The 25,673-nt window shown below is 64.9% G+C and carries 23 protein-coding genes; 19 read left to right on the top strand and 4 right to left on the bottom strand.

Features of this window, described 5'->3' with window-relative positions:
- The first annotated feature begins 143 nt into the window (after positions 1-143).
- The 6 genes from ccoG to hemN all read left to right on the top strand — a co-directional run bounded on the left by ccoG (position 144) and on the right by hemN (position 7,004).
- The gene (ccoG, locus tag BVH06_RS02485) at positions 144-1,550 is read left to right on the top strand and encodes a cytochrome c oxidase accessory protein CcoG (RefSeq protein ID WP_075933061.1); all 1,407 of its coding nucleotides are present in this window, start codon (positions 144-146) and stop codon (positions 1,548-1,550) included.
- 10 nt (positions 1,551-1,560) lie between these two features.
- On the top strand, positions 1,561-2,067 hold the full coding sequence (locus tag BVH06_RS02480) for a FixH family protein (RefSeq protein ID WP_075933060.1): 507 nt from the start codon (positions 1,561-1,563) through the stop codon (positions 2,065-2,067).
- Positions 2,067-4,505 carry a heavy metal translocating P-type ATPase gene (locus BVH06_RS02475; protein ID WP_168172877.1) on the top strand — a complete coding sequence of 813 codons (2,439 nt, stop codon included), beginning with the start codon at positions 2,067-2,069 and terminating at the stop codon, positions 4,503-4,505. Before BVH06_RS02480 ends, BVH06_RS02475 begins: the two co-directional genes overlap by 1 nt.
- On the top strand, positions 4,502-4,705 hold the full coding sequence (gene ccoS / locus BVH06_RS02470; RefSeq protein WP_075931469.1) for a cbb3-type cytochrome oxidase assembly protein CcoS: 204 nt from the start codon (positions 4,502-4,504) through the stop codon (positions 4,703-4,705). The genes BVH06_RS02475 and ccoS overlap by 4 nt, the downstream gene beginning before the upstream one ends.
- Positions 4,698-5,381: a sulfite exporter TauE/SafE family protein gene (locus tag BVH06_RS02465; RefSeq protein ID WP_075933058.1), complete on the top strand. Its 684-nt coding sequence runs from the start codon at positions 4,698-4,700 to the stop codon at positions 5,379-5,381. Before ccoS ends, BVH06_RS02465 begins: the two co-directional genes overlap by 8 nt.
- 240 nt (positions 5,382-5,621) lie before the next feature.
- Positions 5,622-7,004, top strand: coding sequence for an oxygen-independent coproporphyrinogen III oxidase (gene hemN / locus BVH06_RS02460; RefSeq protein WP_075933057.1), 1,383 nt, complete (start codon positions 5,622-5,624; stop codon positions 7,002-7,004).
- Between the two features lie 40 nt (positions 7,005-7,044).
- On the opposite strand, the gene BVH06_RS02455 is transcribed toward hemN, so the two are convergent.
- Positions 7,045-7,527, bottom strand: coding sequence for a hypothetical protein (locus BVH06_RS02455; protein WP_075933056.1), 483 nt, complete (start codon positions 7,525-7,527; stop codon positions 7,045-7,047).
- A 143-nt stretch (positions 7,528-7,670) separates the two neighbouring features.
- Between BVH06_RS02455 and fnr the strand changes: the two genes are divergently transcribed.
- Entirely contained in the window at positions 7,671-8,405 is a 735-nt protein-coding gene (fnr, locus tag BVH06_RS02450) for a fumarate/nitrate reduction transcriptional regulator Fnr (protein ID WP_075931473.1), read from the top strand.
- Positions 8,406-8,431: 26 nt separating this feature from the next.
- Positions 8,432-8,980: an adenine phosphoribosyltransferase gene (locus BVH06_RS02445; protein WP_075931474.1), complete on the top strand. Its 549-nt coding sequence runs from the start codon at positions 8,432-8,434 to the stop codon at positions 8,978-8,980.
- A gap of 173 nt (positions 8,981-9,153) precedes the next feature.
- Here the strand turns inward: BVH06_RS02445 and BVH06_RS02440 are convergent, their stop codons facing one another.
- The 3 genes from BVH06_RS02440 to BVH06_RS02430 all read right to left on the bottom strand — a co-directional run bounded on the left by BVH06_RS02440 (position 9,154) and on the right by BVH06_RS02430 (position 12,208).
- Positions 9,154-10,107, bottom strand: coding sequence for an ABC transporter substrate-binding protein (locus tag BVH06_RS02440; protein ID WP_075933055.1), 954 nt, complete (start codon positions 10,105-10,107; stop codon positions 9,154-9,156).
- A gap of 74 nt (positions 10,108-10,181) precedes the next feature.
- The gene (locus BVH06_RS02435; RefSeq protein ID WP_075933054.1) at positions 10,182-11,126 is read right to left on the bottom strand and encodes an ABC transporter substrate-binding protein; all 945 of its coding nucleotides are present in this window, start codon (positions 11,124-11,126) and stop codon (positions 10,182-10,184) included.
- Between the two features lie 17 nt (positions 11,127-11,143).
- Complete coding sequence (locus tag BVH06_RS02430) at positions 11,144-12,208, bottom strand: LLM class flavin-dependent oxidoreductase (RefSeq protein ID WP_139315548.1); 1,065 nt, start codon at positions 12,206-12,208, stop codon at positions 11,144-11,146.
- A gap of 398 nt (positions 12,209-12,606) precedes the next feature.
- On the opposite strand from BVH06_RS02430, the gene BVH06_RS02425 reads away from it, so the two are divergent.
- The 11 genes from BVH06_RS02425 (at position 12,607) to BVH06_RS02380 (ending at position 25,671) form a co-directional block, all read left to right on the top strand.
- A complete protein-coding gene (locus tag BVH06_RS02425) occupies positions 12,607-13,209 on the top strand; it encodes a cysteine dioxygenase (RefSeq protein WP_075933052.1) in 603 nt (200 codons plus the stop codon).
- Positions 13,206-14,789 carry a rhodanese-related sulfurtransferase gene (locus BVH06_RS02420; RefSeq protein ID WP_075933051.1) on the top strand — a complete coding sequence of 528 codons (1,584 nt, stop codon included), beginning with the start codon at positions 13,206-13,208 and terminating at the stop codon, positions 14,787-14,789. Before BVH06_RS02425 ends, BVH06_RS02420 begins: the two co-directional genes overlap by 4 nt.
- A gap of 526 nt (positions 14,790-15,315) precedes the next feature.
- Positions 15,316-16,209: a LysR family transcriptional regulator gene (locus BVH06_RS02415; protein WP_075931480.1), complete on the top strand. Its 894-nt coding sequence runs from the start codon at positions 15,316-15,318 to the stop codon at positions 16,207-16,209.
- A gap of 275 nt (positions 16,210-16,484) precedes the next feature.
- Positions 16,485-17,684, top strand: a complete 1,200-nt coding sequence (locus BVH06_RS02410) for an acyl-CoA dehydrogenase family protein (RefSeq protein WP_083651832.1) — start codon at positions 16,485-16,487, stop codon at positions 17,682-17,684.
- A gap of 79 nt (positions 17,685-17,763) precedes the next feature.
- On the top strand, positions 17,764-18,558 hold the full coding sequence (locus tag BVH06_RS02405) for a class II aldolase/adducin family protein (protein ID WP_075933050.1): 795 nt from the start codon (positions 17,764-17,766) through the stop codon (positions 18,556-18,558).
- A 16-nt stretch (positions 18,559-18,574) separates the two neighbouring features.
- The gene (locus tag BVH06_RS02400; RefSeq protein ID WP_075933085.1) at positions 18,575-19,399 is read left to right on the top strand and encodes an ABC transporter permease; all 825 of its coding nucleotides are present in this window, start codon (positions 18,575-18,577) and stop codon (positions 19,397-19,399) included.
- A 3-nt stretch (positions 19,400-19,402) separates the two neighbouring features.
- Positions 19,403-20,197 (top strand): ABC transporter ATP-binding protein, encoded by a 795-nt coding sequence (locus BVH06_RS02395; RefSeq protein ID WP_075931482.1) that lies wholly within the window; start codon positions 19,403-19,405, stop codon positions 20,195-20,197.
- A gap of 15 nt (positions 20,198-20,212) precedes the next feature.
- Positions 20,213-20,344, top strand: a complete 132-nt coding sequence (locus BVH06_RS25965; protein WP_256562794.1) for a hypothetical protein — start codon at positions 20,213-20,215, stop codon at positions 20,342-20,344.
- 205 nt (positions 20,345-20,549) lie between these two features.
- Positions 20,550-23,006: a TonB-dependent siderophore receptor gene (locus BVH06_RS02390; RefSeq protein ID WP_075933049.1), complete on the top strand. Its 2,457-nt coding sequence runs from the start codon at positions 20,550-20,552 to the stop codon at positions 23,004-23,006.
- Between the two features lie 89 nt (positions 23,007-23,095).
- Complete coding sequence (locus BVH06_RS02385) at positions 23,096-24,724, top strand: ABC transporter substrate-binding protein (RefSeq protein WP_075933048.1); 1,629 nt, start codon at positions 23,096-23,098, stop codon at positions 24,722-24,724.
- Complete coding sequence (locus tag BVH06_RS02380) at positions 24,721-25,671, top strand: ABC transporter permease (protein WP_075933047.1); 951 nt, start codon at positions 24,721-24,723, stop codon at positions 25,669-25,671. The genes BVH06_RS02385 and BVH06_RS02380 overlap by 4 nt, the downstream gene beginning before the upstream one ends.
- Positions 25,672-25,673: the final 2 nt, after the last annotated feature.

Below are 25,673 nucleotides of genomic sequence, written 5' to 3'. Positions count from 1 at the left end.
CCCCTAGCATGGCCCTGCACCTACCCTGCGACGGGTAGCCGCAAGCCCGATCCGGCGTTGCGGCGTACCATCGGCGCAGCGAACGATCGCGACCGGCACGTATCGGCCGCGGCAGGCCCGACCAACCGTTGTGGTAGCCCTCGATGAGCCAACAGATCCCCGTCAAGAACGTCACGCCGCCCGCCGGCGAGACCATCGACCTCTATGCCAGTCGCGAGAAGATCCACACCCGCGCGTTCAGCGGCTTCTACCGCAACCTGCGGCGTGCTGGCGGTGCTCTGCTGTTCGTCCTCTACTTCGGCACCGTGTGGCTGAACTGGGACGGCCACCAGGCAGTGTGGTGGAACCTGCCGGAGCGCAAGTTCCACATCTTCGGCGCCACCTACTGGCCCCAGGATTTCGTGCTGCTCTCGGCGCTGCTGATCATCGCCGCCTTCGGGCTGTTCTTCATCACCGTGTTCGCCGGCCGGGTGTGGTGCGGCTACACCTGCCCGCAGAGCGTGTTCACCTGGATATTCATGTGGGCAGAAAAGGTCACCGAGGGCGACCGCAACCAGCGGATGAAGCTGGAGAAGGCACCGATGAATGCCAACAAATTCGCTCGCCGCTTCGCCAAGCACAGCATCTGGCTGGGCGTTTCCCTGGTCACCGCGCTGACCTTCGTCGGCTATTTTGCGCCGATCCGCGAGCTGCTCGCCGAACTGGTCACCTTCGAAGCCAGCGGCTGGGCGCTGTTCTGGATCGCCTTCTTCACCCTCGCCACCTACGGCAATGCCGGCTGGCTGCGCGAGCAGGTGTGCATCCACATGTGCCCCTATGCGCGCTTCCAGAGCGTGATGTTCGACCAGGACACGCTGATCGTCTCCTACGACCCACGCCGTGGCGAAACCCGCAGCCCGCGCAAGAAGACCGCCGACCACAAGGCCCAGGGCCTGGGCGACTGCATCGACTGCACCCTGTGCGTGCAGGTGTGCCCGACCGGCATCGACATTCGCGACGGCCTGCAGATCGAGTGCATCGGTTGCGCCGCGTGCATCGACGCCTGCGACGCCGTCATGGACAAGATGAACTACCCGCGCGGGCTGATCAGCTATACCACCGAACACAACCTCTCGGGACAGAAGACCCGCCTGCTGCGCCCGCGGCTGATCGGCTACGCCATCGCCCTCCTGGCCATGCTGGCGGTATTCGCCTGGGCAGTGAGCAACCGTTCGCTGGTAGAACTGGACGTGCTCAAGGATCGGGTACTCTACCGCGAGAACGAGCAGGGCCGAATCGAGAACGTTTACACCCTGAAGATCATGAACAAGGCTCAGCAGGACGTCGTCTTCCGCATCGACGCCGACGGCCTGGACGGCCTGGTGTACGAGGGCCGCCGCGAAGTCCGCGCCCTGGCCGGCGAGGTGCTGGCGATCCCGGTGGAGCTGTCCATCGACGCCGAGAAGCTGCCGTCGAGCACCAACGAGATCACCTTCCACATCCGTGCCACCGATGACGACAGCATCCACAACGACGCCAGCAGCCGCTTTATCGGCCCGAGCGTGAGATAGCAGGCCAACCATGAACGAAGACCTCCAACCCGCCCCCTGGTACAAGCAATTCTGGCCCTGGTTCCTGATCGCCCTGCTCGGCTACTCGGTGATCCAGGGGCTGACCCTGCTGGCCGTCGCCACGCGCAATCCGCCGGGATTGATCTCCGACGATTATTACGACGTCGGCAAGGGCATCAACCAGTCCCTGGAGCGCGAGAACCTGGCGCTGCGCCTGAAGCTGCAGGCGACGCTGGATCTGGACGACGAACGCGGCATCGCCGAGTTGCAACTGCACGGCGCCAGCGCTCCCGCGCAACTGGTACTCAACCTGGTATCGCCCACCCAGCCGGAGCGCGATCGCCGCGTGGTGCTGCAACATCAGGGTGAAGGCCTGTATCGCGGCAACCTGCAGGACAGCGTGCAGGGCCGGCGCTTCGTCGAGCTGATCGGCCAGGAAGGCGGCCAGGACTGGCGCCTGTTCGAGGAAGAAACCCTCGAAGCCGGCAAGCGCATCCAGCTCGGGGATGAGCGCTGATCGACACCTCGCTTGCCACCGGCGCGCCGCTCGAGCGCAGCAGCCCGGCGCCCTGCTACCACTGCGGCCTGCCGGTGCCGGCGGGCAGCCACTTTTCAGCTGTGGTGCTGGGCCAGTCGCGCGAGCTGTGCTGCCCAGGCTGCCAGGCGGTGGCCGAAACCATCGTGCAGAACGGCCTGGAGCATTACTACAGCCATCGCAGCGAAGCGGCCCACAATCCCCAACAGTTGCCCCAGGCGCTGCCCGACGAGCTGGCCCTGTATGACCGCCGCGACGTGCAGCAGCCCTTCGTCGAACAAAGCGGCGAGTCGAGCGAAACCAGCCTGCTGATCGAGGGCATCAGTTGCGCGGCCTGCGGCTGGCTGATCGAAAAGCACCTCGCTGCCCTGCCCGGCGTGGTCGAGGCGCACCTGAACCTGTCCAACCATCGCCTGCGGGTACGCTGGAGCGCCAGCGCCCTGCCCTTGAGCGAACTGCTCGGCGAAGTGCGGCGCATCGGCTACGCCGCCCATCCCTGGCAGGCCGATGCCGCCGCCGAGCAGCTGACCCGCGAGAATCGCCGCGCGATGCGCCAGCTGGGCGTCGCCGGGCTTCTCTGGATGCAGGTGATGATGGCCAGCATGGCCACCTGGCCGGAATTCAACGTCGACCTGAGCCCCGAGCTGGACAGCATCCTGCGCTGGGTCAGCCTGTTTCTCACCACGCCCATCGTCTTCTACTGCTGCGGGCAGTTCTTTCGCGGCGCGCTGCGCGACCTGCGCACCCGCCACCTGAGCATGGACGTCTCGGTGTCGCTGGCCATCGGCGGCGCCTACGCGGCGGGCATCTGGTCCACGGTCATGGGCCATGGTGAGTTGTATTTCGATGCCGTGGGCATGTTCGCTCTGTTCCTGCTCAGCGGTCGCTACCTGGAGCGCCGCGCCCGGGAGCGCACCGCGGCGGCTACCGCGCAACTGGTCAAGCTGCTGCCGGCCTCCTGCCTGCGCCTGGATGAGCAGGGCCACAGCCAGCGCATCCTGCTCAGCGAGCTGCAACCCGGCGACCGCGTGCTGGTGCCGCCGGGTGCGCTGCTGCCGGCCGATGGCCAGGTGCTGGCCGGGCAGTCCAGCGTCGACGAATCCCTGCTCACCGGTGAATACCTGCCTCAATCGCGCAGCGTCGGCGATGCCGTGACCGCCGGCACGCTGAATGTCGAGGGCCCGCTGACCGTCGAAGTGCAGGCGCTGGGCGACGCCACCCGGCTGTCGGCCATCGTCCGCCTGCTGGAGCGAGCGCAAGGCGAGAAGCCGCGTCTGGCCGAGATCGCCGACCAGGTGGCGCAGTGGTTCCTGTTGATCGTGCTAGTGGTGGCGGCCATCGTCGGGGTTGTCTGGTGGCAGCTCGATGCGTCGCGGGCGTTCTGGGTGGTGCTCGCCCTGCTCGTCGCCACCTGCCCCTGCGCCCTCGCCCTGGCTACGCCGACGGCGCTGACCACCGCCACCGGCACCCTGCACAAGCTCGGCATGCTATTGACCCGCGGTCATGTGCTCGAAGGCCTGGAGCAGATCGACACGCTGATCGTCGACAAGACCGGCACCCTCACCGAAGGCCGCCTGACCTTGCGCGCCGTGCAACCGCTCGGTGACCTGGATGGCGACACCTGCCTGGCCCTGGCCGCGGCACTCGAAAGCCAGTCCGAACACCCCATAGCCCGCGCCTTCGGCCACGCCACAGCACCGGTCGAGGCGCTGCTGAACGTGCCAGGGCTGGGCCTCGAAGGTGTCGTCCAGGGGCGCCGGCTACGTATCGGCCAGGCCGATTTCGTCAGCGCACTCAGCGCCAGCCCCGCACCGGCCATCACCGGGGAACAGGGCCAGTGGTTGCTGCTGGGTGACGAACAGGGACCGCTGGCCTGGTTCGTACTCGACGACCGCCTGCGCGACGATGCGCCAGCCCTGGTCGAGGCGGCGCGCGGGCGCGGTTGGCAGGTCCTGCTGCTCAGCGGCGACAGCTCGCCCATGGTCGGCGAAGTGGCCCGCCAGTTGGGTATCGATCAGGCCCGCGGCGGGCTGACCCCGGACGCCAAGCTGGCCATCCTGCGCGATCTGCAGACGCAAGGCCGCCGCGTGCTGATGCTCGGCGATGGCGTCAACGACGTGCCGGTGCTCGCCGGCGCCGATATCAGCGTGGCGATGGGCTCGGCTTCGGATCTGGCCAAGACCAGCGCCGACGCCGTGCTGCTCTCCAATCGGCTGACCAGCCTGGTCGATGCCCTGCGCCTGGCGCGCCGCACCCGCACGGTCATCATCGAGAACCTGGCCTGGGCCGGGATGTACAATGGCCTGGTGCTGCCCTTCGCCGCCCTCGGCTGGATCACGCCGATCTGGGCCGCGCTGGGCATGTCGGCCAGCTCGTTGCTGGTGGTACTCAACGCTCTGCGCCTGGGGAAAGCACCATGACCGCGCTGTACATCCTGATTCCCGTCGCCCTGCTGCTGGTCGCCTTCGCCGTGTGGCTGTTCTTCTGGGCGGTGGACAGCGGCCAGTACGACGACCTCGACAGCCCGGCGCACCGCATCCTCTTCGATGACGATGACCCACGCCACCAGGCGGCGGTGAAACAGGCCAAAGACGAGCCCACGCCGAAAGAACATGACTGACCTGCTGCCGCAACTGCTCTCCGCCCTGATGCTCGGCCTGCTCGGCGGCGGCCATTGCCTGGGCATGTGCGGCGGGCTGATGGGCGCGCTGACCCTGGCCATCCCCGCCGAGCGGCGCCACCAGCGCCTGCGCTTGCTGATCGCCTACAACACCGGGCGCATCCTCAGCTACACGACTGCCGGGCTGCTGCTCGGCCTGGCCGGGTGGGCGTTGGCCAGCGGCCCGCTCGCCACCGTAATGCGCAGCATCGCCGGCCTGCTGCTGATCGCCATGGGCCTTTACCTGGCCGGTTGGTGGAGCGGCCTGACGCGTATCGAAGCATTGGGCCGCGGCCTCTGGCGGCACCTGCAACCGATCACCCGACGCTGCATGCCAATCACCAGCGCGCCGCGCGCCCTGTTGCTCGGCGGCCTGTGGGGCTGGCTGCCCTGCGGCCTGGTGTACAGCACCCTGCTGTGGGCGGCGAGCCAGGGTGATGCCCTGCGTAGCGCCACGCTGATGTTCACCTTCGGCCTCGGCACCCTGCCGGTGCTGCTGGCCACCGGGCTCGCGGCCGAGCGTCTGGTCAGCCTGCTGCGCCGGCGTGGCGTGCGCATCGCCGGCGGCCTGCTGGTGATCCTGTTCGGCCTGTGGACCCTGCCCGGCCCTCATCAGCACTGGCTGATGGGGCACTAACGCTGCGGCGTATTGGCTTTTGTAGCCCGGGTAGAGCGCAGCGAAACCCGGGAATCGATACCTGGGTATCGCTGCGCTCAACGCCAGGCTACGGCGCGCAGGTGGCGGGTGGGCTTTGTAGCCTGGCCAAGAGATAAGCTCAGCGGTAGCGCTCTGCTGCGACCCCATGACTCAGATCAAAAAGCCCCGCCCATACGCCCCCTAGACTGCTGAGCATTCAACGCTGAAGCGGAATTCGCCATGCTCGACGCCATCCAGTGGGATTCCGACCTGATCCGCCGCTACGATCAAGCCGGCCCGCGCTACACCTCCTACCCGACCGCCGTGCAGTTCCACGACGGCGTCGGCTCCTTCGACCTGCTGCACGCCCTGCGTGAGAGTCGCCGCGCCCTGCGTCCGCTGTCGCTGTACCTGCACCTGCCGTTCTGTGCCAACATCTGCTACTACTGCGCCTGCAACAAGGTCATCACCAAGGATCGCGGCCGCACCCAGCCTTACCTGCAAGCCCTGGAACGGGAGATGGCGCTGATCGGCCACCATGTCGACAAGCGCCAGCGCATCGAGCAGCTGCACCTGGGCGGCGGCACCCCGACCTTTCTCAGCCATGACGAACTGCGTCAGCTGATGGGCAAGCTGCGCGAGCATTTCGCCCTGCTCGACGACGATTCCGGCGACTACAGCATCGAGATCGACCCGCGCGAGGCGGACTGGTCGACCATGGGCCTGCTGCGCGAGCTGGGCTTCAACCGCGTCAGCCTAGGCGTGCAGGATCTGGACCCCAACGTGCAGCGCGCCATCAACCGCCTGCAGAGCCTGGAAGAAACCCGCGCCATCATCGAGGCGGCACGCACCCTGCAATTTCGCTCGGTGAACATCGACCTGATCTACGGCCTGCCGCTGCAGACGCCGGAGAATTTTGCCCATACCGTGCAGCAGGTCATCGCCTTGCAGCCGGATCGTCTGTCGCTGTTCAACTACGCCCATCTACCGGAGCGTTTCATGCCGCAGCGGCGCATCGACAGCGGGCAGTTGCCGAGCGCGGCGGCCAAGCTGGCCATGCTGCAGGGCAGCATCGAGCAATTGGCCAGCGCCGGCTACCGCTATATCGGCATGGACCATTTCGCCCTGCCCGATGACGAGCTGGCCAGCGCCCAGGAGGACGGCAGCCTGCAGCGCAACTTCCAGGGCTATACCACCCACGGCCACTGCGACCTGATCGGCCTGGGCGTGTCGTCGATCAGCCAGATCGGCGATCTGTACTGCCAGAACAGCTCGGACCCGGCCACCTACCAGACCAGCCTCAACAATCGCCAACTGGCGACCCAGCGCGGGCTGGGCTGCAACGCTGACGATCGCATTCGCCGCGCCGTGATCCAGCAGCTGATCTGTCATTTCCAGTTGGAGTTCGCGGACATCGAACAGCGTTTCGCCGTCACTATGCCCAGCTACTTCGCGGACGCCTGGCCGGCGCTGCAGCAGATGCACCGCGATGGCCTGATCGATTTACGTGACGGCAGCATCGAGGTGCGGCCGGCGGGACGACTACTGGTGCGCTCGCTGTGCATGCTGTTCGACCGCTACCTGGGCGAGACCAATCTGCAGCGTTTTTCGCGGGTGATCTGAGCGTCGCACCCGGCAGGGCTGCGCTGCAGCCCACGCTTCGTCACTTGGCCATCAACGAGGCGACAGTGGCGCTCTGTTCGCTGGTGAGTTTCTGGTCGCGCATCACTTTCACCAATTGCGCGTTGGCGGTGCTCAGGGCACTGCTGATCGAGCCGACTTCGGTCTGCAAGGCTTGCACCTTGGCCTTTTGCGCCTCGTCCTCCATATCGCCCTGAGCCATCAAGGCCTGCAGCTCGGCCGTCTTCTCGGCGAGTTGCGCCTTGAGCTCGCGGATCATCTTGAGCAATCGCTTGATCTCGTCGGGCAGGTTGCTCTCGTCGATATCGGCGTTCTTGTTTTCGGCCTCCTTCGAGCGCGCCAGGCCAACGGCAGACAGGCTCACTTTCACCCCCGGCTCGGCGCTCTTTTCCTCGGCGGGCTCGGTAACGCCTGGCGCTGCCGTCTCGGCAGGCGCTGCTGCTACCGGCGCCGCACCTGGCGCAACGTAACCGCGCTCAATCGCACCACTGGTGGCCACTTGCATCACACCGCTTCCTGCATTCAATTCATCGATACAAACCTATCGGCAGGCGCGTGCGACACTTGAGCACCCTGCGGCAGGTGGCCGCGCACCCCCCTGGTGCGTTACCCTTACGACTTCTGAGTGATTACCTAGGGATAAGGGCGATGTCCGAAAGCATCAAGCTGCGTACTACTCACCAGGCACACTGCAAGGACTGCAGCCTCGCCAGCCTCTGCCTGCCCCTTTCGCTGGATCTCGAAGACATGGACGCGCTCGACGATATCGTCAAACGTGGCCGTCCCCTGAAAAAAGGCGAGTTCCTGTTCCGCCAGGGCGACACCTTCAACTCGGTGTTCGCCGTGCGTTCCGGCGCGCTGAAGACCTTCAGCCTGAGCGACGCCGGCGAGGAGCAGATCACCGGCTTCCACCTACCCAGCGAACTGGTCGGTCTCTCCGGCATGGACACCGAGCTGTACCCGGTGTCGGCCCAGGCCCTGGAAACCACCTCGGTCTGCGAGATTCCCTTCGAGCGCCTCGACGAGTTGTCGGTGAGCCTGCCCCAGTTGCGCCGCCAGTTGATGCGCGTGATGAGCCGCGAGATTCGTGACGACCAGCAAATGATGCTGCTGCTCTCCAAGAAGACCGCCGACGAGCGCATCGCCACCTTCCTGGTCAACCTGTCCGCGCGCTTCAGCGCCCGTGGCTTCTCGGCCAACCAGTTCCGTCTGTCGATGTCGCGCAACGAGATCGGCAATCACCTGGGCCTGGCCGTGGAAACCGTGTCGCGCGTGTTCACGCGCTTTCAGCAGAGCAACCTGATCGAAGCCGAAGGCAAGGAAGTGCATATTCTCGACCCGATCGAGCTGTGCGCCCTGGCAGGTGGTAACCTTAACGGCTGATACTCCCGTTAAGGATTCACCCTGCCATGATCTTTGATGAATTCACCATCAAGACCCTTATCCGCCCGGTCAACGACTTCCCCAAACCGGGCGTGGTATTTCGCGACATCACGCCGCTGTTCCAGTCCCCTCGCGCCCTGCGCATGGTCATCGACAGCCTGATCCAGCGCTACGTCGAAGCGGACTTCACCCACGTCGGCGCCATGGATGCACGGGGCTTTCTGATCGGATCGATTCTCTCCTACGAGCTGAACAAGCCGCTGGTGCTGTTTCGCAAGCAGGGTAAGCTGCCGGCCGACGTGCTTAGCCAGGGCTACCAGACAGAATACGGCGAGGCCTTCCTGGAAGCGCACGCCGACAGCCTGTGCGAAGGCGACAAGGTGCTTATCGTCGACGACCTGATCGCCACCGGCGGCACCTTGCTGGCCGCCGTGCAACTGGTCAAGCGCATGGGCGCCGAGTTGTACGAGGCGGCAGCGATCATCGACCTGCCGGAGCTCGGCGGCTCGCGCAAACTGCAGGACATGGGCATTCCCACCTACAGCCTGACGGCCTTCGCCCTCGACGAGCGCTGAGACCGCTTCCCCGCAATGCACCCATCGACGAGCGAAAAACGCTCGCTTAACCGATGGGCGCTGGCCACCCCGTCCTGCGATGTGCTTTTCGGCGCCCTCCGCCGGCAGTTTTTACTAGCCAAACTCGGCCTGTCAGAACCTACCCGGCGCCCATCGAGCGCCAGGACCTTTGCTCATTTCGCCTGGGCAGTGGTCGGCTGCAAGGTCGAAGTGAAAGAGCTATCGAACAGCCGCTCGGCCGGATAACCCTTTACCAGCCCCAGGCCGGCGAAAAAGTCGACGGTCTGTTGCGCCTGCTCGATGGCTGCCGGCGTTACCGGGCCGATGTCTGTGCGGGCACGGGCGAACCAGGCACGGGCGACGGATTCGTCAGCGCGGGTGTGCTTGGCCCAGGCGCTGGCATAGGCGTCGGTATGGGCTGGGTTGGCCAGCGCCCATTCACGGGCGCGTTTCAGGCGCTGCAGAAAGTCGCCGATGATCTCGCGTTTGCCGGCCAGGGCCTTGTCACTGGCCACGGCGAAGCTCTGCGCGGGGATCAGCCCCTCGGCGGTGGTCAGCACACGGGCGCCGTGGCGCTCGGCCTGGGTGACGTAGGGCTCCCAGGTGGCGATCACGTCCACCGAGCCACCCTCCAATGCATGGGAGGCGTCGAGCGCGCTCAGGTAGCTCAACTGCAGATCGTCCCGGGCAATGCCCTCACGGTCCAACGCGGTGAACAGCAGTTGCTGGCTCCAGGAACCCTTCCACACGGCGGCACGCTTGCCGCGCAAATCCGCCAGGCTGCGAATCGGCGAGTCCTTGCGCACCAGGATGGCCACACCTTCCAAGTTCTGTTTGGTTACAGCGACTACTTTGATGGGAGCACCCAGAGCACCGAGGAAAAGGGGTGGCGCGTCACCAAGAAAGCCTAGGTCGAGACTGCCGACATTCAGCGCTTCGGCTACCGGCGAGCCGGCGGTGAACTGCTTCCAGTCAACCTCATAGGGCACGTCATCGAGCACGCCGGCGGCCTCCATGACGGTACGGGTGTTGTAACTCTGGTCACCGATAACCAGCGTCTCGGCTAGTGCTGAAAGCGAAAACAGCGTCGTGGCCGTGACCAGTGCGAGCGAGCGTAAAATGCGCATGAAAGGGTGTCCTGTTGGGTGGGCTACCAATCCGCGCGTGCGGTCTTGTGGGTAATGGCCAGTTGAATGGAGAGTTACTCGAAGGCCTTGTCGAACGAAGTGTCGATGATGCTGCTGGTATCGATTTTCTGTTTCAGCGCACCGGTTTCGACGAGGAAGTCAGCGGTCTCCTGATAGTCGCGCGCAGCCTGCTCGTCGACCGGGCCGACGGTCATGTTGGCGTGGCCGATCCAGTTGCGAGATACCGCCTGATCCAGGTTGGCCTTCTTGGCCCAAAGGTCGGCGTAGTCTTCCTTGTTAGCCTCGACCCAGGCGCGGGCTTTCTGCAAGCGGCCAAGGAAGTCGGCGATGGCGGCGCGCTTGGGCTCGATCGATTCGGCGTTGGCGGCGATGCTCGACAGCCCCGGCATCAGCCCCTTGGCGGTGATGATTGGCTTGGCACCAGAGAACAGGGTTTGCTGGGAGATATAGGGCTCCCAGACCGGAAACGCATCGATACTGCCTTGGGGAAAGGCTGCAGCGGCATCGATGGGCATCAGCTTGACGAACTCGACGTAATCCTGGGGCAGGCCGGCTTTTTCCAGTGCACGCAGGGTCAGCTGCTGGCTCCACGCGCCGGGCCAGTAGGCGACCTTCTTACCCTTGAGGTCTTCGATGGTCTTGACGGTGGAATCCTTCGGCACCAGCAAGGCGATGGTGTCCGGGTTCTGCCGCGATACGCCGATCAGCTTGACCGGCGCGCCTTTGGCAGCCAGGAAGATGAAGCCCGAGTCACCGAGAAAACCAAGGTCGACGGCGCCCGCCTCCAGCGCCTCGGCGACCGGCGCAGCGGACTGAAAATGCTTCCAGTCCACCGTGTACGGCGCGCCTTCCAATACGCCGGAAGCCTCCACCGAGGCGCGTACGTTGTAGTAGTTCTGATCACCAATGCGCAGCACCGTTGGGTCTGCGGCGTGTGCCAGGGGCGCAGCCACGGCGATGGCCGCCAGGCTGCGGCGCAACAGGGAAAGCAGTTTCATTGGGGCAATCTCCAGAGTCAGCCGGCCCGGCGCTGTTGCAGGGTGGCGATATGTTCACGAATTGCCGGGATCAGGCCCCGGCCATAGAGCTCGGCGTCTTCCAAAGGATCGAAGCCGCGAATCAGAAAGGTGGAGGCGCCGTGCTGCCAGTAGCGGCCGAGCGAAGCCGCGACCTGCTCGGCGGTGCCCACCAGCGCGGTGGAATTCCACTGCGCGCCGGTCAGGCGTGCCACGCCGGTCCACAACCGCTCGTCCAACACCTCGCCGCGCTGCGCGGCCGCCAGCAGGCGCTGCGAACCGGCATTGGCCGGCGCGTGGCCATTGATCGGCAGACCCAGACGGGTGCGGTTCTCGCGAATACGTTCGAGCAGTTCGGCAGCGCGTTTCCAGGCGGCCTCCTCGGTATCGGCGATGATCGGCCGGAACGACACCGACACCCGCGGGCTACGCCCTTGACGCTGGGCCGCAGCGCGCACCTGCTGCACGTGCTCTGCGAAGTCCGCGAGCGGTTCGCCCCACAGCATGTAGGTGTCGGCATGCCGCGCTGCCACCTGGATGGCAGCGGGCGAGGAACCGCTGAAATAGATAGGGATATGCGGCTGCTGCCGGGTACGCACGCTGGGCAGCGCACCCTTGAAGCGGTAGTAATGGCCGTGGTGATCGACCGGCGCCTGGGCGGTCCAGATCGCCTTGAGGGCGTCCAGGTATTCGTCGGTGCGTGCGTACCGCTGGTCATGGTCGAGCCAATCGCCATCGCGCTGCTGATCGGCATCGCTGCCGCCACTGATCACGTTGAGCGCCAGGCGCCCGTTGCTGAACTGATCCAGGGTCGCCAGCTGGCGGGCCGCGAGCGGCGGCGCGATCACCCCGGGCCGGTAGGCCAGCAGGATGCCCAGGCGCTCGGTGGCGGCGGCGATGAACGAACTGACCACTGCGCCTTCGGCGCCATTGGAAAAATAACCGACCAGGGCGCGGTCGAAGCCCGCGTGCTCATGGGCCTGGGCGAAACGCCGGACGAAGTCGGCATCCACCGCATCGCCCAGCGGTTGATCCACTTCCGAACTGGGAGTAGCAGTGATCATGCCGATGATTTCCACGCTCATGTCGCGCTCCTGAGTGAGTTGGCAAGCGCCAGCACGACAGTGCTTTTTTATTTATAAAAGCGCGTCTGTGTCTAACGAATGTTTATAACGCTACTCAAGCGGCATTCAGTTAGGAAATTCATTTTAGGCATAACCTAATATGCATAAATATCAGCCGTCATGTTTCAGGGTCGTTGAACTCGCAGGATCGATCCACGGGAACACCTGCCGAGCGCAGGCCAGCGGTCACGACAACGCAGCGAAGTGAGAGTCAGCCTGATAAATTCTTAATTGGCATATTAGCTTATGCACAAATTGAATTTTTATGATCATAAACCGTTTGCTAACGTGGGCACTCGATGCCCTGCCGGGCCTTCAGCTGACCACCGGATATCCGTATGTGCGCCCAACCGAATCTGCAACGCCTGCGCCTATTCATCGATCAATTGGCGCAACTGCTCGACAGCACGCCCGCAGAGAGCCAGGTGCTCGAACGCGGCGCCGAACTGCTGCATCAGTTGGTTGCTCATGACGACTGGCTGCCGCCCGCCTTCGCCCAGCCAGACCCGCAGCGCTATCAGCAATTTCTGCTGCACAGCGATTCGCGCCAGCGCTTTTCGATCGTCAGCTTCGTCTGGGGGCCAGGCCAGAGCACGCCGGTGCACGATCACCGGGTCTGGGGCCTGATCGGCATGCTGCGCGGCGCCGAGCTCTCCCAGGGCTTCGTCCGCGATGCCACCGGCTTGCGCCCCGAAGGGCCAGCGGTGCACCTGCTGCCTGGCCAGGTGGAAGCCGTGTCGCCACGCATCGGCGATATCCACCGGGTCAGCAACGCCTTCGATGATCGCACCTCCATCAGCATCCACGTCTACGGCGCCAACATCGGCGCGGTACGGCGTGCTGTTTACCTTGAGGACGGCAGCGAGAAACCCTTCATTTCCGGCTATTCCAACAGCCTTCTTCCCAACCTCTGGGACCTGTCCAAAGAGAACCCTGCATGAGCCAGATCGCCACCCGCTCCTTCCACGCCATCCGCCAGGCCCTGCTCGACAAGCAGGAAGTGGCGCTGATCGATGTCCGCGAAGAGGCGCCGTTCGCCGAAGCGCATCCGCTGTTCGCCGCCAATATCCCGCTGTCCAAACTGGAGCTGGAGGTCTACGCACGTATTCCGCGGCGCGATACCGCCGTAACCCTGTATGACGACGGCGAGGGCCTGGCGCAGGAAGCGGCCAAACGCCTGGCCGCATTGGGTTATAGCCAGGTGGCACTGCTCGAAGGTGGCTTGGCCGGCTGGCGCGATGCCGGCGGTGAACTGTTTCGCGACGTCAACGTGCCGAGCAAGGCGTTTGGCGAGTTGGTCGAGAGCGTGCGCCACACGCCGTCGCTGGCTGCCGAAGACGTCAAAGCCCTGCTCGATGCCAAGGCCGACGTGGTGGTGCTCGACGCCCGCCGCTTCGACGAATACCAAACCATGAGTATTCCTACCGGCATCAGCGTGCCGGGCGCCGAGCTGGTGCTGCGCGCCCGTGAGCTGGCGCCCGATCCGGCCACCCGTATCGTGGTGAACTGTGCTGGTCGCACCCGCAGCATCATCGGCACCCAGTCGCTGGTCAACGCCGGCCTGCCCAACCCGGTAGCGGCGCTGCGCAATGGCACCATCGGCTGGACCCTGGCTGGCCAGCAGCTGGAGCACGGCCAGGCCCGGCGCTTCGGCGAGGTGAGCGAGCGCAATCACCAACAAGCCGCGCAGTCGGCACGCGCCGTGGCGGACAAGGCCGGCGTCGGCCGCGCCAGCCTGCAGAGCCTGGCACGCTGGCAGGCAGAAAGCGGCCGCACCACTTATCTGTTCGACGTGCGCACGCCCGAGGAGTACGAAGCCAGCCATCTGCCGGGTGCCCGCTCGACGCCGGGAGGCCAGCTGGTGCAGGAAACCGATCATTTCGCCAGCGTGCGCGGCGCCCGCGTGGTGCTCGCCGACGATGACGGCGTACGCGCCAACATGAGCGCCTCATGGCTGGCGCAGCTGGGCTGGGAAGTGCACGTGCTCGATGGCCTGCAGGACAGTGACTTCACCGCACGCGGCGCCTGGCAGCCGCCATTGCCGGCCCTGCCGCAACCCGCCGCTATCGATGCGCAGACGCTGGCCGCATGGCAGGCCGAAGGCGACATACTGGTGCTGGACTTCACTGCCAGCGCCAACCATGTCGCCCGGCATATCCCCGGCGCCTGGTGGGCATTACGGTCGCAGCTGCCACAAGCGCTGGAAAAACTGCCGGTGGCCAAGCGCTATGTGCTCACCTGTGGCAGCAGCCTGCTGGCCCGTTTCGTGGTCAGCGAGCTGGAAGAACTGACCGGCAAGCCAGTGGCGCTGCTCGAAGGCGGCACGGCGGCCTGGGTCGCTGCCGGCCTGCCGACGGAGACCGGCGATCAGCACCTGGCCGTCCCCCGTAGCGACCGCTATCGCCGCCCGTACGAGGGCACCGATAACCCGCGCGAAGCCATGCAGGGCTATCTTGATTGGGAGTTCGGCCTGGTCGAGCAACTGGGCCGCGATGGGACCCATCACTTCCAGGTGATCTGACAACCTGCTCATAATCTTTCAGTACAGGCTCGCCGATTTTGGCAGCCAAGTGGGGCGAAAGCAGCCTTTCGTAGGGTGGACGACGCTTCATCCGTCCACCGATCTGCATCCGCGATGGTGGATGAAAAGAGCGTCATCCACCCTACGGACTGTGGGAGCGGGCCATGCCCGCGAAAAAATCACGGGCATGGCCCGTTCCCACATTGAATCGTTGGATGTCCGCTTCTGCCTTGTAGCTGCCGCTTCATGCGCGAGGATCTTGAACAGGTCCTGAGAGGCTGAAAGCTGCACCAGGAGGCTCTCGTTCCTGCGCCTCGAGTTTTCCAATGGCCGCGGCAGATGCCCCGCGCCGCCACCCTATTCGCTTCTTTCGCGGCCACTACGCAAAAGCTGGTTGGCGTTCAGCGCTTCGCCAAACCACCCCTGCCTTGCCGGGCACATTCGCAAATCGATCCGTGCTCTGGCTCAATCCAGCGAGTTATTCTATAAGCGTATTTTTTCCAACCTTTAATATGTGAGCGCAAAGATGAAGATCGATGACATGGATGCATTCGTTGCGGTGATCCGCTGTCAATCGACCAAGCTGGCGGCCGATGCGCTGCAACTGACCCAGCCAGCCATCACCCGGCGCGTACAGAACTTCGAGGAAGACCTGGGCGCCAACCTGCTCGACCGCAACACCAAGCCGCTCAAGCCGACGCCCATGGGCCTGCGCGTCTACGAGCAGTGCAAGGCGATTCTGCGTGAGATCGATTCGCTGCGTGAGCTGGTGGCCAGCGATGGCTCGCCTAGTGGCTCGCTACGCCTGGGCGTGCCGCAGACCATCAGCGATGTGGTGCTGCTCGATGCCCTGCAGCAGATTCGCGAAACCTTCCCGGAGCTCAAGACCCAGGTCGTCAACGGCTGGGGCAGCAGCCTGATAGCGCGCATGGAAAACGGCGAACTGGACGCCGCCGCAGCGCTCTTTCCGGCCGGCAAGATATTTCCCGAAGGCATCGCCAGCCGGTCCATTGGCCGCATGCCGCTGCTGGTGGTCGCGGCCAAGGGCGCCGTTCGCAAGCGCAGCTGCAAGCTAAAGGACTGCTACCAGCAAGGCTGGGTGCTCAACCCGGATGGCTGCGGGTTCCGCGCCGGCCTGCAGCGTGCGCTGTCCGAGCAGGGCTTGTCGCTGCAGATCAACCTGGAAACCTTCGGTACCGAACTGCAACTGGGGCTGGTCGCCAGCGGCATGGGTTTCGGTCTGGTGCCGGCGCCACTGCTGGAGCGCAGCGGCCATCGCGACGAGTTGGACGTGATCAGCGTGGGCGACTTCAAGCCGATGATCGACCTCTGGCTGCTGCATCCGCAGTACCTGGGCAACCTGCAGGACGCCGTGAACCTGTTCAGCGATGTTGCTGCCGAGCGCCTGCGCTCGGCCTGACGCCAGAGGCTGTAGGGGTTCGCACCGCCCAAACACCGCGCTGATCGACACCGGGAATGGCTGCAGAAGCAGGCATCCTGACAGAAAATAAAATTCTATTAATGCATAAACAGCAAACTGATAATTCAGAAAAGCTGATAATTAGCTTAGAACAAAAAAGACTTTTACAGCATTAAGTTATAAGAATACGGTCTCACTCAGGCCACCTCATCACCCTGGGGCGCTCAGAAATCCAACAGGCATTGCCTGCCCTCTGCGCCAGTGATGAGAGACCCATGACGCACCTTGCCGACCCCCTCGCCTTTGCCGCCCAACGCCAGTTCCCTGAGCAAGACGCGGTCCGCTTCGCCCGCCTGCTGGCTGAAATAACCCGTACCCTGGCCGCCAGCGCCGAGCGTTTCGACCGCACTGGCGAGTTTCCAGCGGAGAACTTTGCACTGCTGCAGCGCCACGGGTTGCTGGCCTTGACGGTGCCGAAAAGTCTCGGCGGCAGCGGCGCTGAGCTAGCCGCTGCGCGACAGGTCATCAGTGCAGTGGCCAAGGGCGAGCCCTCCACCGCCTTGATTCTGGTGATGCAGTACCTGCAGCATTTTCACCTGCAGCAGAACCTTGCCTGGCCGGAGCACCTGCGCCGCCGTGTGGCGATCGATGCCGTCGAAGAGGGTGCACTGATCAATGCCTTTCGTGTCGAGCCGGAGCTCGGCACACCGGCACGAGGCGGGCTGCCGGCGACCACTGCCCGGCGCACTCCACAAGGCTGGCGCCTCAGTGGCCGCAAGATCTACTCGACCGGCAGCCACGGCCTCACCTGGTACTTGGTGTGGGCCCGCAGCGACGACGCAGACCCGTTGGTGGGCGGCTACCTGGTGCACCGCGACACCCCCGGCATCCAGATCGTCGACGACTGGGATCACCTGGGCATGCGCGCCACCTGCAGCCACGAAGTGCGTTTCGAAGAGGTGCTGATTCCCCTCGACCACGCCGTCAGTGTCAGCCCATGGAGCGCACCCAAGCCGGAGCTGGATAGCGAAGGCCTGCTGTGGATGTCGGTACTGCTGCCGGCGGTCTACGACGGCGTAGCCCAGGCAGCGCGAGACTGGCTGGTGGGTTTTCTCGAAGGGCGCAAACCGTCGAATCTCGGCGCGCCGCTGTCCAGCCTGACGCGCTTCCAGGAAGTCGTAGGGCGTATCGACACGCTGCTGTTCGCCAATCGCAGCCTGCTCGACTCGGCGGCCGCCGGCCAGATCGACGCCAGTCACGCCGGGCAGATCAAGCAGTTGGTCAGCGGCAACGCGATCCGTGCCGTGGAGCTGGCCATCGAGGCCGCCGGCAACCCCGGGCTGTCACGCAAGAACCCGCTGGAGCGGCACCTGCGCGACGTGCTGTGCAGCCGCATCCATACCCCGCAGGACGACGTGGCCCTGAATGCCGCCGGCCGCGCCGCCTTTGCCCATTTCCGCGAGACGCAGCAATGAGCCGTCCCGAACGCCCGCCCAAACCTGTGCCGCCTGCACACACCACTACCCGATTGCCCACCACGGCCAGGAGATTGCCATGAGTTCACTTGCCACCCTGCACAGCACCCCGTCGGTCAGAGAGCGCGTCAGCCCTGAAGAATGGGAAGTGCGCGTCAAGCTCGCAGCCGCCTACCAGCTGGCGGCGCTGTTTCGCTGGACGGATCATATCTACACGCACTTTTCCGCCCGTGTGCCGGGGCCGGACGAGCACTTCCTGATCAACGCCTTTGGCCTGCTGTTCGACGAAATCACCGCCTCGAACCTGGTGAAGGTCGACGTCGACGGCACCCTCATCGATGACCCGCTGAACCTGGGCATCAACCAGGCCGGCTACGTGATCCACAGCGCCATCCACCGTGCACGGCCTGACCTGCAGGCAGTGTTGCACACCCACACCCGCGACGGCGCCGCGGTCTCCGCCCAGCGCAACGGCCTGCTGCCGCTCTCGCAACACGCGCTGGGCTACTACAGCCGGGTGAAGTACCACGACTACGAAGGCGTGGCGCTGGATCTCGACGAGCAGGAACGCCTGATCGCCGACCTGGGCGACAGCAACATCTTCATCCTGCGCAACCACGGGCTGCTCACCGGCGGCATCAGCGTCGAGCACGCGTTTCGCGAGCTGCATGGGCTGGAGCGAGCCTGCAACATCCAGATTGCGGCCCAGGCCGGTGGTAATGCCGACCTGTTGCACGCGCCGGCCGAAGCCATCGAGAAGGTACACCAGCAATCGGCGCGCTTTTCCGACGGCAAGGGCCCGGGCATCAAACTGCACTGGGACGCCCTGATTCGCCAGCTCGAGCGCGCCTCGGGCCAGAGCTATAAGCACTGAGCGACGGGAGATGCAGATGAGCGACACCAGCACCTTCACCGTAAGCCGCGCGATACCGTCCGCCCGCCGCCGCAAGTGGACGGCACCGGATTTCGTCCTGCGTCTGCTCAGCCCCCTGGCCATCCTGCTGCTGTGGGAAACCGCCTCGCGGGCCGGGCTGATTCCCACCCGGGTGATCGCCGCGCCGAGCGAAATCAGCACCACGCTGTGGGAGCTGATCCGCAGTGGCGAGCTGCTGCGCCATCTGCTGGTATCGCTGCAACGTGCCGTCACCGGCTTGAGCATCGGCGTGGCCATTGGCGTCAGCGCCGCGTTGATCACCGGCCTGTCGAAACGCGGCGAGATCGCCCTCGACTCGCCCATGCAGATGCTGCGTACCATTCCGTCCCTGGCCCTGGTGCCGCTGTTCATCCTGTGGTTCGGCATCGGCGAGTTCACCAAGGTGGCGCTGATCGTCATGGGCACCACCTTTCCGATCTACCTCAACCTGTTCGCCGGCATCCGCAACATCGACCCGAAACTGGTGGAGGCGGCCAACACCCTGGGCCTCAACCGTCGCGAGCTGATCTGGCATGTGATCCTGCCCGGCGCCCTGCCCTCGTTCTTCGTCGGCCTGCGCTATTCCTTGGGCATTTCCTGGCTGGCGCTGGTGTTCGTCGAGCAAATCAACACCACCGCTGGCATCGGCTTCCTGGCCAGCGATGCGCGGGACTTCATGCGCACCGACGTGATCGTCATCTGCCTGCTGATCTACAGCCTGCTAGGTCTGCTCATCGATGGCCTGATCCGCACCCTGGAGCGCCTGGCCCTGGCCTGGCGCCCCTCGTTCATAAGGACCTGATGCATGAATGCGCACAGCAAAATCGACTTCTCGCCGGCCGTCAGCCTGCGCGGCGTGGTGCGCCAGTTCGGCGACAACCGGGTGATCGACGAGCTGGACCTGGACATCGCCCCTGGCGAGTTCGTCGCCCTGCTCGGCGCCAGCGGTTCCGGCAAGACCACCCTGCTGCGCTCCCTGGCAGGCCTGGACCCCATCGAGGGCGGCGAACTGATCGCCCCGCAGGCCCGCGCCGCGGTGTTCCAGGAACCACGCCTGATGCCCTGGAAGCGAGCCTGGAAGAACGTCACCCTCGGCCTGCGCGTGGACAACCCCAGGGAGCGCGCCGTGCAGGCGCTTACCGAGGTCGGCCTGGCCCATCGCCTGGAGGCCTTTCCGGCCACTCTGTCCGGTGGCGAATCCCAGCGCGTGGCGCTGGCCCGCAGCCTGGTGCGCGAGCCGAAACTGCTGCTGCTCGATGAACCCTTCGCTGCCCTCGATGCGCTGACCCGCATCCGCATGCACCGGCTGATCATCGACCTGTGGCACAAGCACACACCGGCGGTGCTGCTGGTCACCCATGATGTCGACGAAGCGATCCTGCTCGCCGATCGCATCATCGTGCTGCAGCACGGACGCATCGCCGAAGCAGTGCAGGTTGACCTCGCGCGCCCTCGGGACAACGGCCAGGCCGGCTTCAACGCCATCCGCACGCGCCTGCTGGCCCTGCTTGGCGTGGAAAAAGACGATCCAGAGAGCCTCGCGCGGGATCACAACCCATTCATCACGCCGGGCTATCCGCTCAGCGCCATCGCCATCTGAGGCAGGAAGTCAGTCATGAAACGCGTTCTCTGCCGTCTCGTCAGCCGCCTGCTCGACAACCTGCATGGCGACCGTATCAGCACATTGATCGGCTGGCCGGGCGTGCCACCAGCCGACAACGGCGAGCGAATGTGCCGCCCGCACTGATCGTCTAACCGGACAGCTCACCGGACAGACCCCGCAACACCTCGAGCGATCTACCACCGCCTTGTCGCTCCCCACCACGCCCATGAACCGCGCTCGTGAAAACAGGCGCGTCAGGGTTTCGTGCACCTCGCGCGCGGCGGTGGACACCATTTCGGACGACGCCGCATCGGCTGTCGCCCCAGCCTTTCAGACAGGGATAAGCGCCATGGCAAAACCGTTCTCCACCACCCCGCTGCACCGCCTACGCAGCGCCCCGGCCCGCGCCGGGCTGACCTTTTCGGTACTGTCGCTGGCCTGCCTGCTTGGGCCCGACGTGCAGGCGCAAAGCAGCGAAACACGCCTGGAGACCGTGCAGGTGGTATCCACCGGTTTGCGCGGCAGCCAGCGCACGGTTGCCGACAGCCCGACGCCGATCGATGTGATCAACAGCGACCAGTTGCTCAAGACCGGTCGCGCCGAACTCTCCGAGGCGATTTCCAAACTGCTGCCCTCGTTCAACTTCGGTAGCAACATCGCCGGCTACAACTCGGTAACCCGGCCATTGACCAACCGCAGCCTCGGCCCGGCTTACACCCTGGTGCTGGTCAACGGCAAGCGCCGCCACAACGGCGCAATCGCCCAGCGCGGCTCGGTCGACAACAGCGGCGCCAATGCCGTGGACATCGACCTGATCCCGATCAGCGCCGTAGCGCACATCGAAGTGCTCAAGGACAGCGCTGCCGCCCAGTACGGCTCGGATGCGGTGGCCGGGGTGATCAATATCATCCTCAAATCCAGCGACGCCGGCGGCCACTACGAAAGCAGCTATGGCCAGCTGTTCTCCGGCCAGGGCGAGTCGATCAAACTGGCCGGCGACCAGGGCTTCGCGCTCGGCGATGGCGGTTTCCTGCATCTGGCCGCCGACGCCCGCAAGCGTGGCTACGCCGCGTGGAACGACAAGGCCGACAACAGCGTGCGCGCCTATGCCGACCCGGCGCAGGAGGCAGCCTGGGATCGCGTGGCGATCAAGAACGGCGACCCGGACATCGAGGCCTTCAACCTCGCCTACAACGCCGAGCTGCCGCTCGACGGCATCACCCTGTATTCCCACTCGACCTATGGCGAGCGCGACGCAGAGGTGCAGAACTACTTCCGCCTGCCCAATGGCACGGCGGCAGTACCCGAGCTGTTCCCGAACGGCTACTACCCGGTCAACAACATCAAGGATCGCGACTACCAGTTGCTGTTCGGCGGCAAGGGCGAAGCGCTCGGCTGGGACTGGGATCTGTCGACCACCTACGGTCGCAACAACGTCCACCACTCCAGTGACTTCAACATCAACCCGTCACTGGGCACCAGCACGCCGACCAAGTTCGACAACCTGGCGACCTTCCGCTTCGAGCAGTGGGTCAACAACGTCGACGTCACCCGCCACTACGAGGGCGGGCTGTTCAACCTCACCGCACCGGTGCAGGTATCGGCCGGCCTGGAGCATCGCTGGGAGCGCTTCAGCACCTTCGCCGGCGATCCGCTGGCCTACAGCACTGGCAGCTACCCGGCCGCATCCGGTGCCCAGGCCGCAGTGGTGATTCGCCCCGAGGATGAAGTCAGCCTGATCCGCAACAATTATGCCGGCTATCTGGATCTGGGCTGGGACCTGACCGAGCGCTGGTTTGTGGGCGCTGCCGGGCGCCTGGAGCACTACGATGACGACTCGGGCAACACCTTCGGCCTGAAACTCAACTCGCGCTACGAACTGACCGATACCGTCGCCGTACGCGGCACCGTCGGCACCGGCTTCCGCGCCCCCTCGCTAACGCAGATCGGTTACACGGTGGCCGACAACCGGGTCAACACCGACGTCAACGGCAACGTGGTGCCCGCCATCACCCGGTTGACGCCCTCCGCAAGCGCGCTGGCCAAGGCCCTGGGCGGCGACGATCTGGAGCCGGAAAAATCGCGCAACCTGGGCCTCGGCGTGACCTGGCAACCGGCGCCGCGTACCAGCATTACCGCCGATGCCTACCTGATCGATATCGATGATCGCATCACCCTGACCAGCAACATCTACGACCGCGGCAACGGCCGGATCAACGACATTCTCGATGCCCAGGGCGTGGCGCGCGGAACCTGGGTCAACTATTACACCAACGCCTTCGATACCCGCACCCGTGGCCTGGATATCGTGGCCGATCACACCACCCCGCTCGCGGCGGGCTGGGGCCAGGTGCGCTGGAGCGCGGCATTCAACTGGAACAAGACCACCATCGAGGGCATACGCGCCAACCCCAGCGCCCTCAGCGACTCCGGCATCAACCTGATCGGCCGCGACCGCGAGGGCGACCTGACCGAGGCGACCCCGAAGACCAAGTGGATACTCGGCGCCAACTGGACGGTCGACAACCTCGCCATCAACCTGCAGACCACCCGCTACGGCAAGGTCAAGACCCTGGCGGTCAACGAAAGCGGCGACCGCGCCTTCAACGCCAGGTGGCTCACCGATCTGGACATCAGCTACACATTCGCCGAGCAACTGACCCTGAGCGTCGGCGGCAACAACATCTTCGATGTGCGCCCCAGCAAGAACGCCGTGTACAGCAACCTCGGCCTGGCGCCGTACGGCAACCCGCCGTTCTACCCCGGCGGTGGCTCCTGGTACGCCAAGCTCGCCTACGACTTCTGAACCCTGTGGCTGCGCCGTTTCGGGACGGCGCAGCCTTTTCCGAGGACTTCTCACATGCCTCTCTCACATCGCCACCCTGGAACACGCCGATGAACAAGACCCGCCTCGCGACCCGCCTGCTGGCCTCCTGTGCCCTCGCCGCCGCGCTGATCGGCTGCTCGCCGTCAGACCAGCAAGCCACTAGCAAAACCCTGAGCATCGCCTTCTTCGGCGACAACACCACGCTGGTCAGCGTCGATCCCTTCCAGGTCTACTGGCTGGAGCACCGCGTTTTGCTGCGCAATGTCGCCGAAAGCCTGACCGATCAGGATCCCGACAGCGGCGAGATCATTCCCTGGCTGGCGAAAAGCTGGACGATCAGCGACGACGCCCTGACCTACACCTTCCAGCTGCGCGATGACATCACCTTCAGCAATGGCGAGCGCTTCGACGCCAAGGCCGTGAAGACCGCGTTCGACAGCAACAAGGCCTTGGCCAGCGAACTGCCAGCGACCTTTGGCGCCACCTACCTGGCCGGTTTCGATCACGCCGAAGTGGTCGACGACTTCACCGTCAAACTGGTGCTGTCGCGACCGAACGCCGGTTTTCTGCAGGCCACCTCGACCACCAACCTGGCGATTCTCGCACCAGCGTCCTACGCACTGACGCCAAAGGAGCGCTCGCTGGGCAAGATCATCGGCAGTGGCCCGTTCGTGCTCGAACACTACACCCCGGAAGTCGGCGCCAGGCTGGTCAAACGCAGCGGTTACGCCTGGCCGTCGGCCAACGTCAGTAACAAGGGTGAAGCCCATCTCGATGCCGTGGAGATCAGCTACATACCCGAGGAAAGCGTGCGCAATGGCCTGTTCCTGCAGGGCGAGGCCGACATCCTGTGGCCGCGCAATCCGTTCTCGGAAGTGGACCTGAAACTCTTCCAGTCCAAGGGCGCGACCATCCAGAGCCGGGCGCTGCCGGGGCCGTCGCTGAATCTGTTCCCCAACACCCGCAACGGCCGCGTGCTGGAAGACAAGCGCGTGCGCCTGGCGCTGCAGAAAGGCATCGACCGCAAGACCTACGCCAGCACCGTGTACAACGCCGAGTTTCCGGTGGTACGCAGCGTCTATGACCTGACCACGCCATTCTTCAAGGACCAGAGCGCCAAGCTGGCCTATGACCCGCAGGGCGCCGAGAGGCTGCTCGACGAAGCGGGCTGGAGCAAGGGCGCCGATGGTTATCGCAGCAAGGACGGCAAGCGCCTGAGCCTGAGCTACAACATCCAGGGTGCGGAAACCGCCGGCGACGTGCTGGTGCAGGATCAACTGCGCAAGCTCGGCATCGAGCTGAAGCTCGCCGTGGTGACCCGCGCCGAATGGGTCACGGCCAACGCCCAGGGCAACTATGACCTGACTTCAACCTACATGACCCGCGCCGACCCGATCATCCTGCAGACCATTCTCGATCCGCGCACCGCCAACAGCTCGACTCTGGCCACCAACCTCTACGAGCCGCCAACCCTGGAACGGGCCAAGGCGCTGTTCGATGCCGGCATCACCGCCACCCAGGCCGAGCAGCGCGCCAAGGCCTACGGGCAATTACAGGATCTGCTGGTCGACGAAGCCTCCGCGTTTCCGATCTACGAGCGCGTCTGGCAGGCCGCCACCGCGCCGCGGGTGAAGAACTTTCGCTGGACCGCCGAAGGCTTCGCGCTGTTAAGCGATATCGGGGTGGATGAACCATGAGCCGCTACCTGATCGGCCGCGTCGGCCAGGCACTGCTGGTGCTCTGGGGCGCCTACAGCATCACCTACTTCATCCTCTATCTGCTACCGGGCGACACCCTGGCGATCATGCTCAGCGCCTCGGGCATGGAAGTCGATTCGCTGTCACCCGCGGACCTGGCCAGAGCGCAGGCTTACTACGGCCTCGACAAGGGCATCTTCGAGCAGTACTTCAGCTTGCTGTGGAACGCTGTGCAGGGCGACTTTGGGCAATCGCTGTCGCTCAACCGCCCGGTAAACCAGCTGCTCGTCGAGCGTCTGCCGCAGACGTTGTCGCTGGCGGGCCTGGCTATCGTGCTGTCGATGATCGGCGGCATTGGCCTGGCCTACCTGACCGCTTACGTGCGCTGGCAACCGCTGAAGGTGGCGCTGGCCCGTCTGCCGTCGCTGGGCTTTTCGGTGCCGGTGTTCTGGATGGGCCTGTTGCTTATCCAGGTATTCGCCTTCAGCCTTGGCTGGTTTCCGGCCACCGGCAGCCGCGGCTTCGACAGCCTGATCCTGCCGGCCGTGACCCTGGCGATTCCCAGCGCCGCGGTATACGCCCAGGTGCTGCAGCGCGGTTTCCAGGGCGTGTGGCAGGAACCCTATATCGCCACGGCCTACGCCAAGGGCCTCAGCCGCTGGCAGGTGCAGGCGCGCCACGGTTTCAAGAACGCCGCGCTGCCGATCCTCACGCTGATCGGCCTGCAAGTGGGCAATACGGTGTCCGGCGCGGTGCTGGTGGAAACCATCTTTGCCCGCAACGGCGTCGGCCGCCTCGCCCAGGAAGCGGTGCTGCGCCAGGACATTCCCGTGGTACTGGCCATCGTCGCGGTGTCTGCGGCCGCCTTCGTGCTGGTCAACCTGATCGTCGATCTGCTCTACCCCTACCTCGATCCACGCATCGCCCACACGCCAAAGGTGTCCTGACC

The sequence above is a fragment of the Pseudomonas sp. PA27(2017) genome (assembly GCF_001945445.1).
GTDB lineage: Bacteria > Pseudomonadota > Gammaproteobacteria > Pseudomonadales > Pseudomonadaceae > Aquipseudomonas.
Note: the sequence above shows the minus strand (reverse complement) of the source record. Positions and strands in the feature narration are given on the sequence as shown.

Coding starts and splice junctions, on each gene's coding strand:
- BVH06_RS02455 (WP_075933056.1), bottom strand. CDS start 7,527: ATGCAAGTGGCCACCAGTGGTGCGATTGAGCGCGGTTACGTTGCGCCA.
- BVH06_RS25965 (WP_256562794.1), top strand. CDS start 20,213: ATGAAACGCGTTCTCTGCCGTCTCGTCAGCCGCCTGCTCGACAACCTG.
- BVH06_RS02415 (WP_075931480.1), top strand. CDS start 15,316: ATGAAGATCGATGACATGGATGCATTCGTTGCGGTGATCCGCTGTCAA.
- BVH06_RS02430 (WP_139315548.1), bottom strand. CDS start 12,208: ATGATCACTGCTACTCCCAGTTCGGAAGTGGATCAACCGCTGGGCGAT.
- fnr (WP_075931473.1), top strand. CDS start 7,671: ATGTCCGAAAGCATCAAGCTGCGTACTACTCACCAGGCACACTGCAAG.
- BVH06_RS02465 (WP_075933058.1), top strand. CDS start 4,698: ATGACTGACCTGCTGCCGCAACTGCTCTCCGCCCTGATGCTCGGCCTG.
- BVH06_RS02480 (WP_075933060.1), top strand. CDS start 1,561: ATGAACGAAGACCTCCAACCCGCCCCCTGGTACAAGCAATTCTGGCCC.
- BVH06_RS02410 (WP_083651832.1), top strand. CDS start 16,485: ATGACGCACCTTGCCGACCCCCTCGCCTTTGCCGCCCAACGCCAGTTC.
- BVH06_RS02395 (WP_075931482.1), top strand. CDS start 19,403: ATGAATGCGCACAGCAAAATCGACTTCTCGCCGGCCGTCAGCCTGCGC.
- BVH06_RS02380 (WP_075933047.1), top strand. CDS start 24,721: ATGAGCCGCTACCTGATCGGCCGCGTCGGCCAGGCACTGCTGGTGCTC.
- ccoS (WP_075931469.1), top strand. CDS start 4,502: ATGACCGCGCTGTACATCCTGATTCCCGTCGCCCTGCTGCTGGTCGCC.
- hemN (WP_075933057.1), top strand. CDS start 5,622: ATGCTCGACGCCATCCAGTGGGATTCCGACCTGATCCGCCGCTACGAT.
- BVH06_RS02420 (WP_075933051.1), top strand. CDS start 13,206: ATGAGCCAGATCGCCACCCGCTCCTTCCACGCCATCCGCCAGGCCCTG.
- BVH06_RS02435 (WP_075933054.1), bottom strand. CDS start 11,126: ATGAAACTGCTTTCCCTGTTGCGCCGCAGCCTGGCGGCCATCGCCGTG.
- ccoG (WP_075933061.1), top strand. CDS start 144: ATGAGCCAACAGATCCCCGTCAAGAACGTCACGCCGCCCGCCGGCGAG.
- BVH06_RS02425 (WP_075933052.1), top strand. CDS start 12,607: ATGTGCGCCCAACCGAATCTGCAACGCCTGCGCCTATTCATCGATCAA.
- BVH06_RS02400 (WP_075933085.1), top strand. CDS start 18,575: ATGAGCGACACCAGCACCTTCACCGTAAGCCGCGCGATACCGTCCGCC.
- BVH06_RS02440 (WP_075933055.1), bottom strand. CDS start 10,107: ATGCGCATTTTACGCTCGCTCGCACTGGTCACGGCCACGACGCTGTTT.
- BVH06_RS02390 (WP_075933049.1), top strand. CDS start 20,550: ATGGCAAAACCGTTCTCCACCACCCCGCTGCACCGCCTACGCAGCGCC.
- BVH06_RS02405 (WP_075933050.1), top strand. CDS start 17,764: ATGAGTTCACTTGCCACCCTGCACAGCACCCCGTCGGTCAGAGAGCGC.
- BVH06_RS02445 (WP_075931474.1), top strand. CDS start 8,432: ATGATCTTTGATGAATTCACCATCAAGACCCTTATCCGCCCGGTCAAC.
- BVH06_RS02385 (WP_075933048.1), top strand. CDS start 23,096: ATGAACAAGACCCGCCTCGCGACCCGCCTGCTGGCCTCCTGTGCCCTC.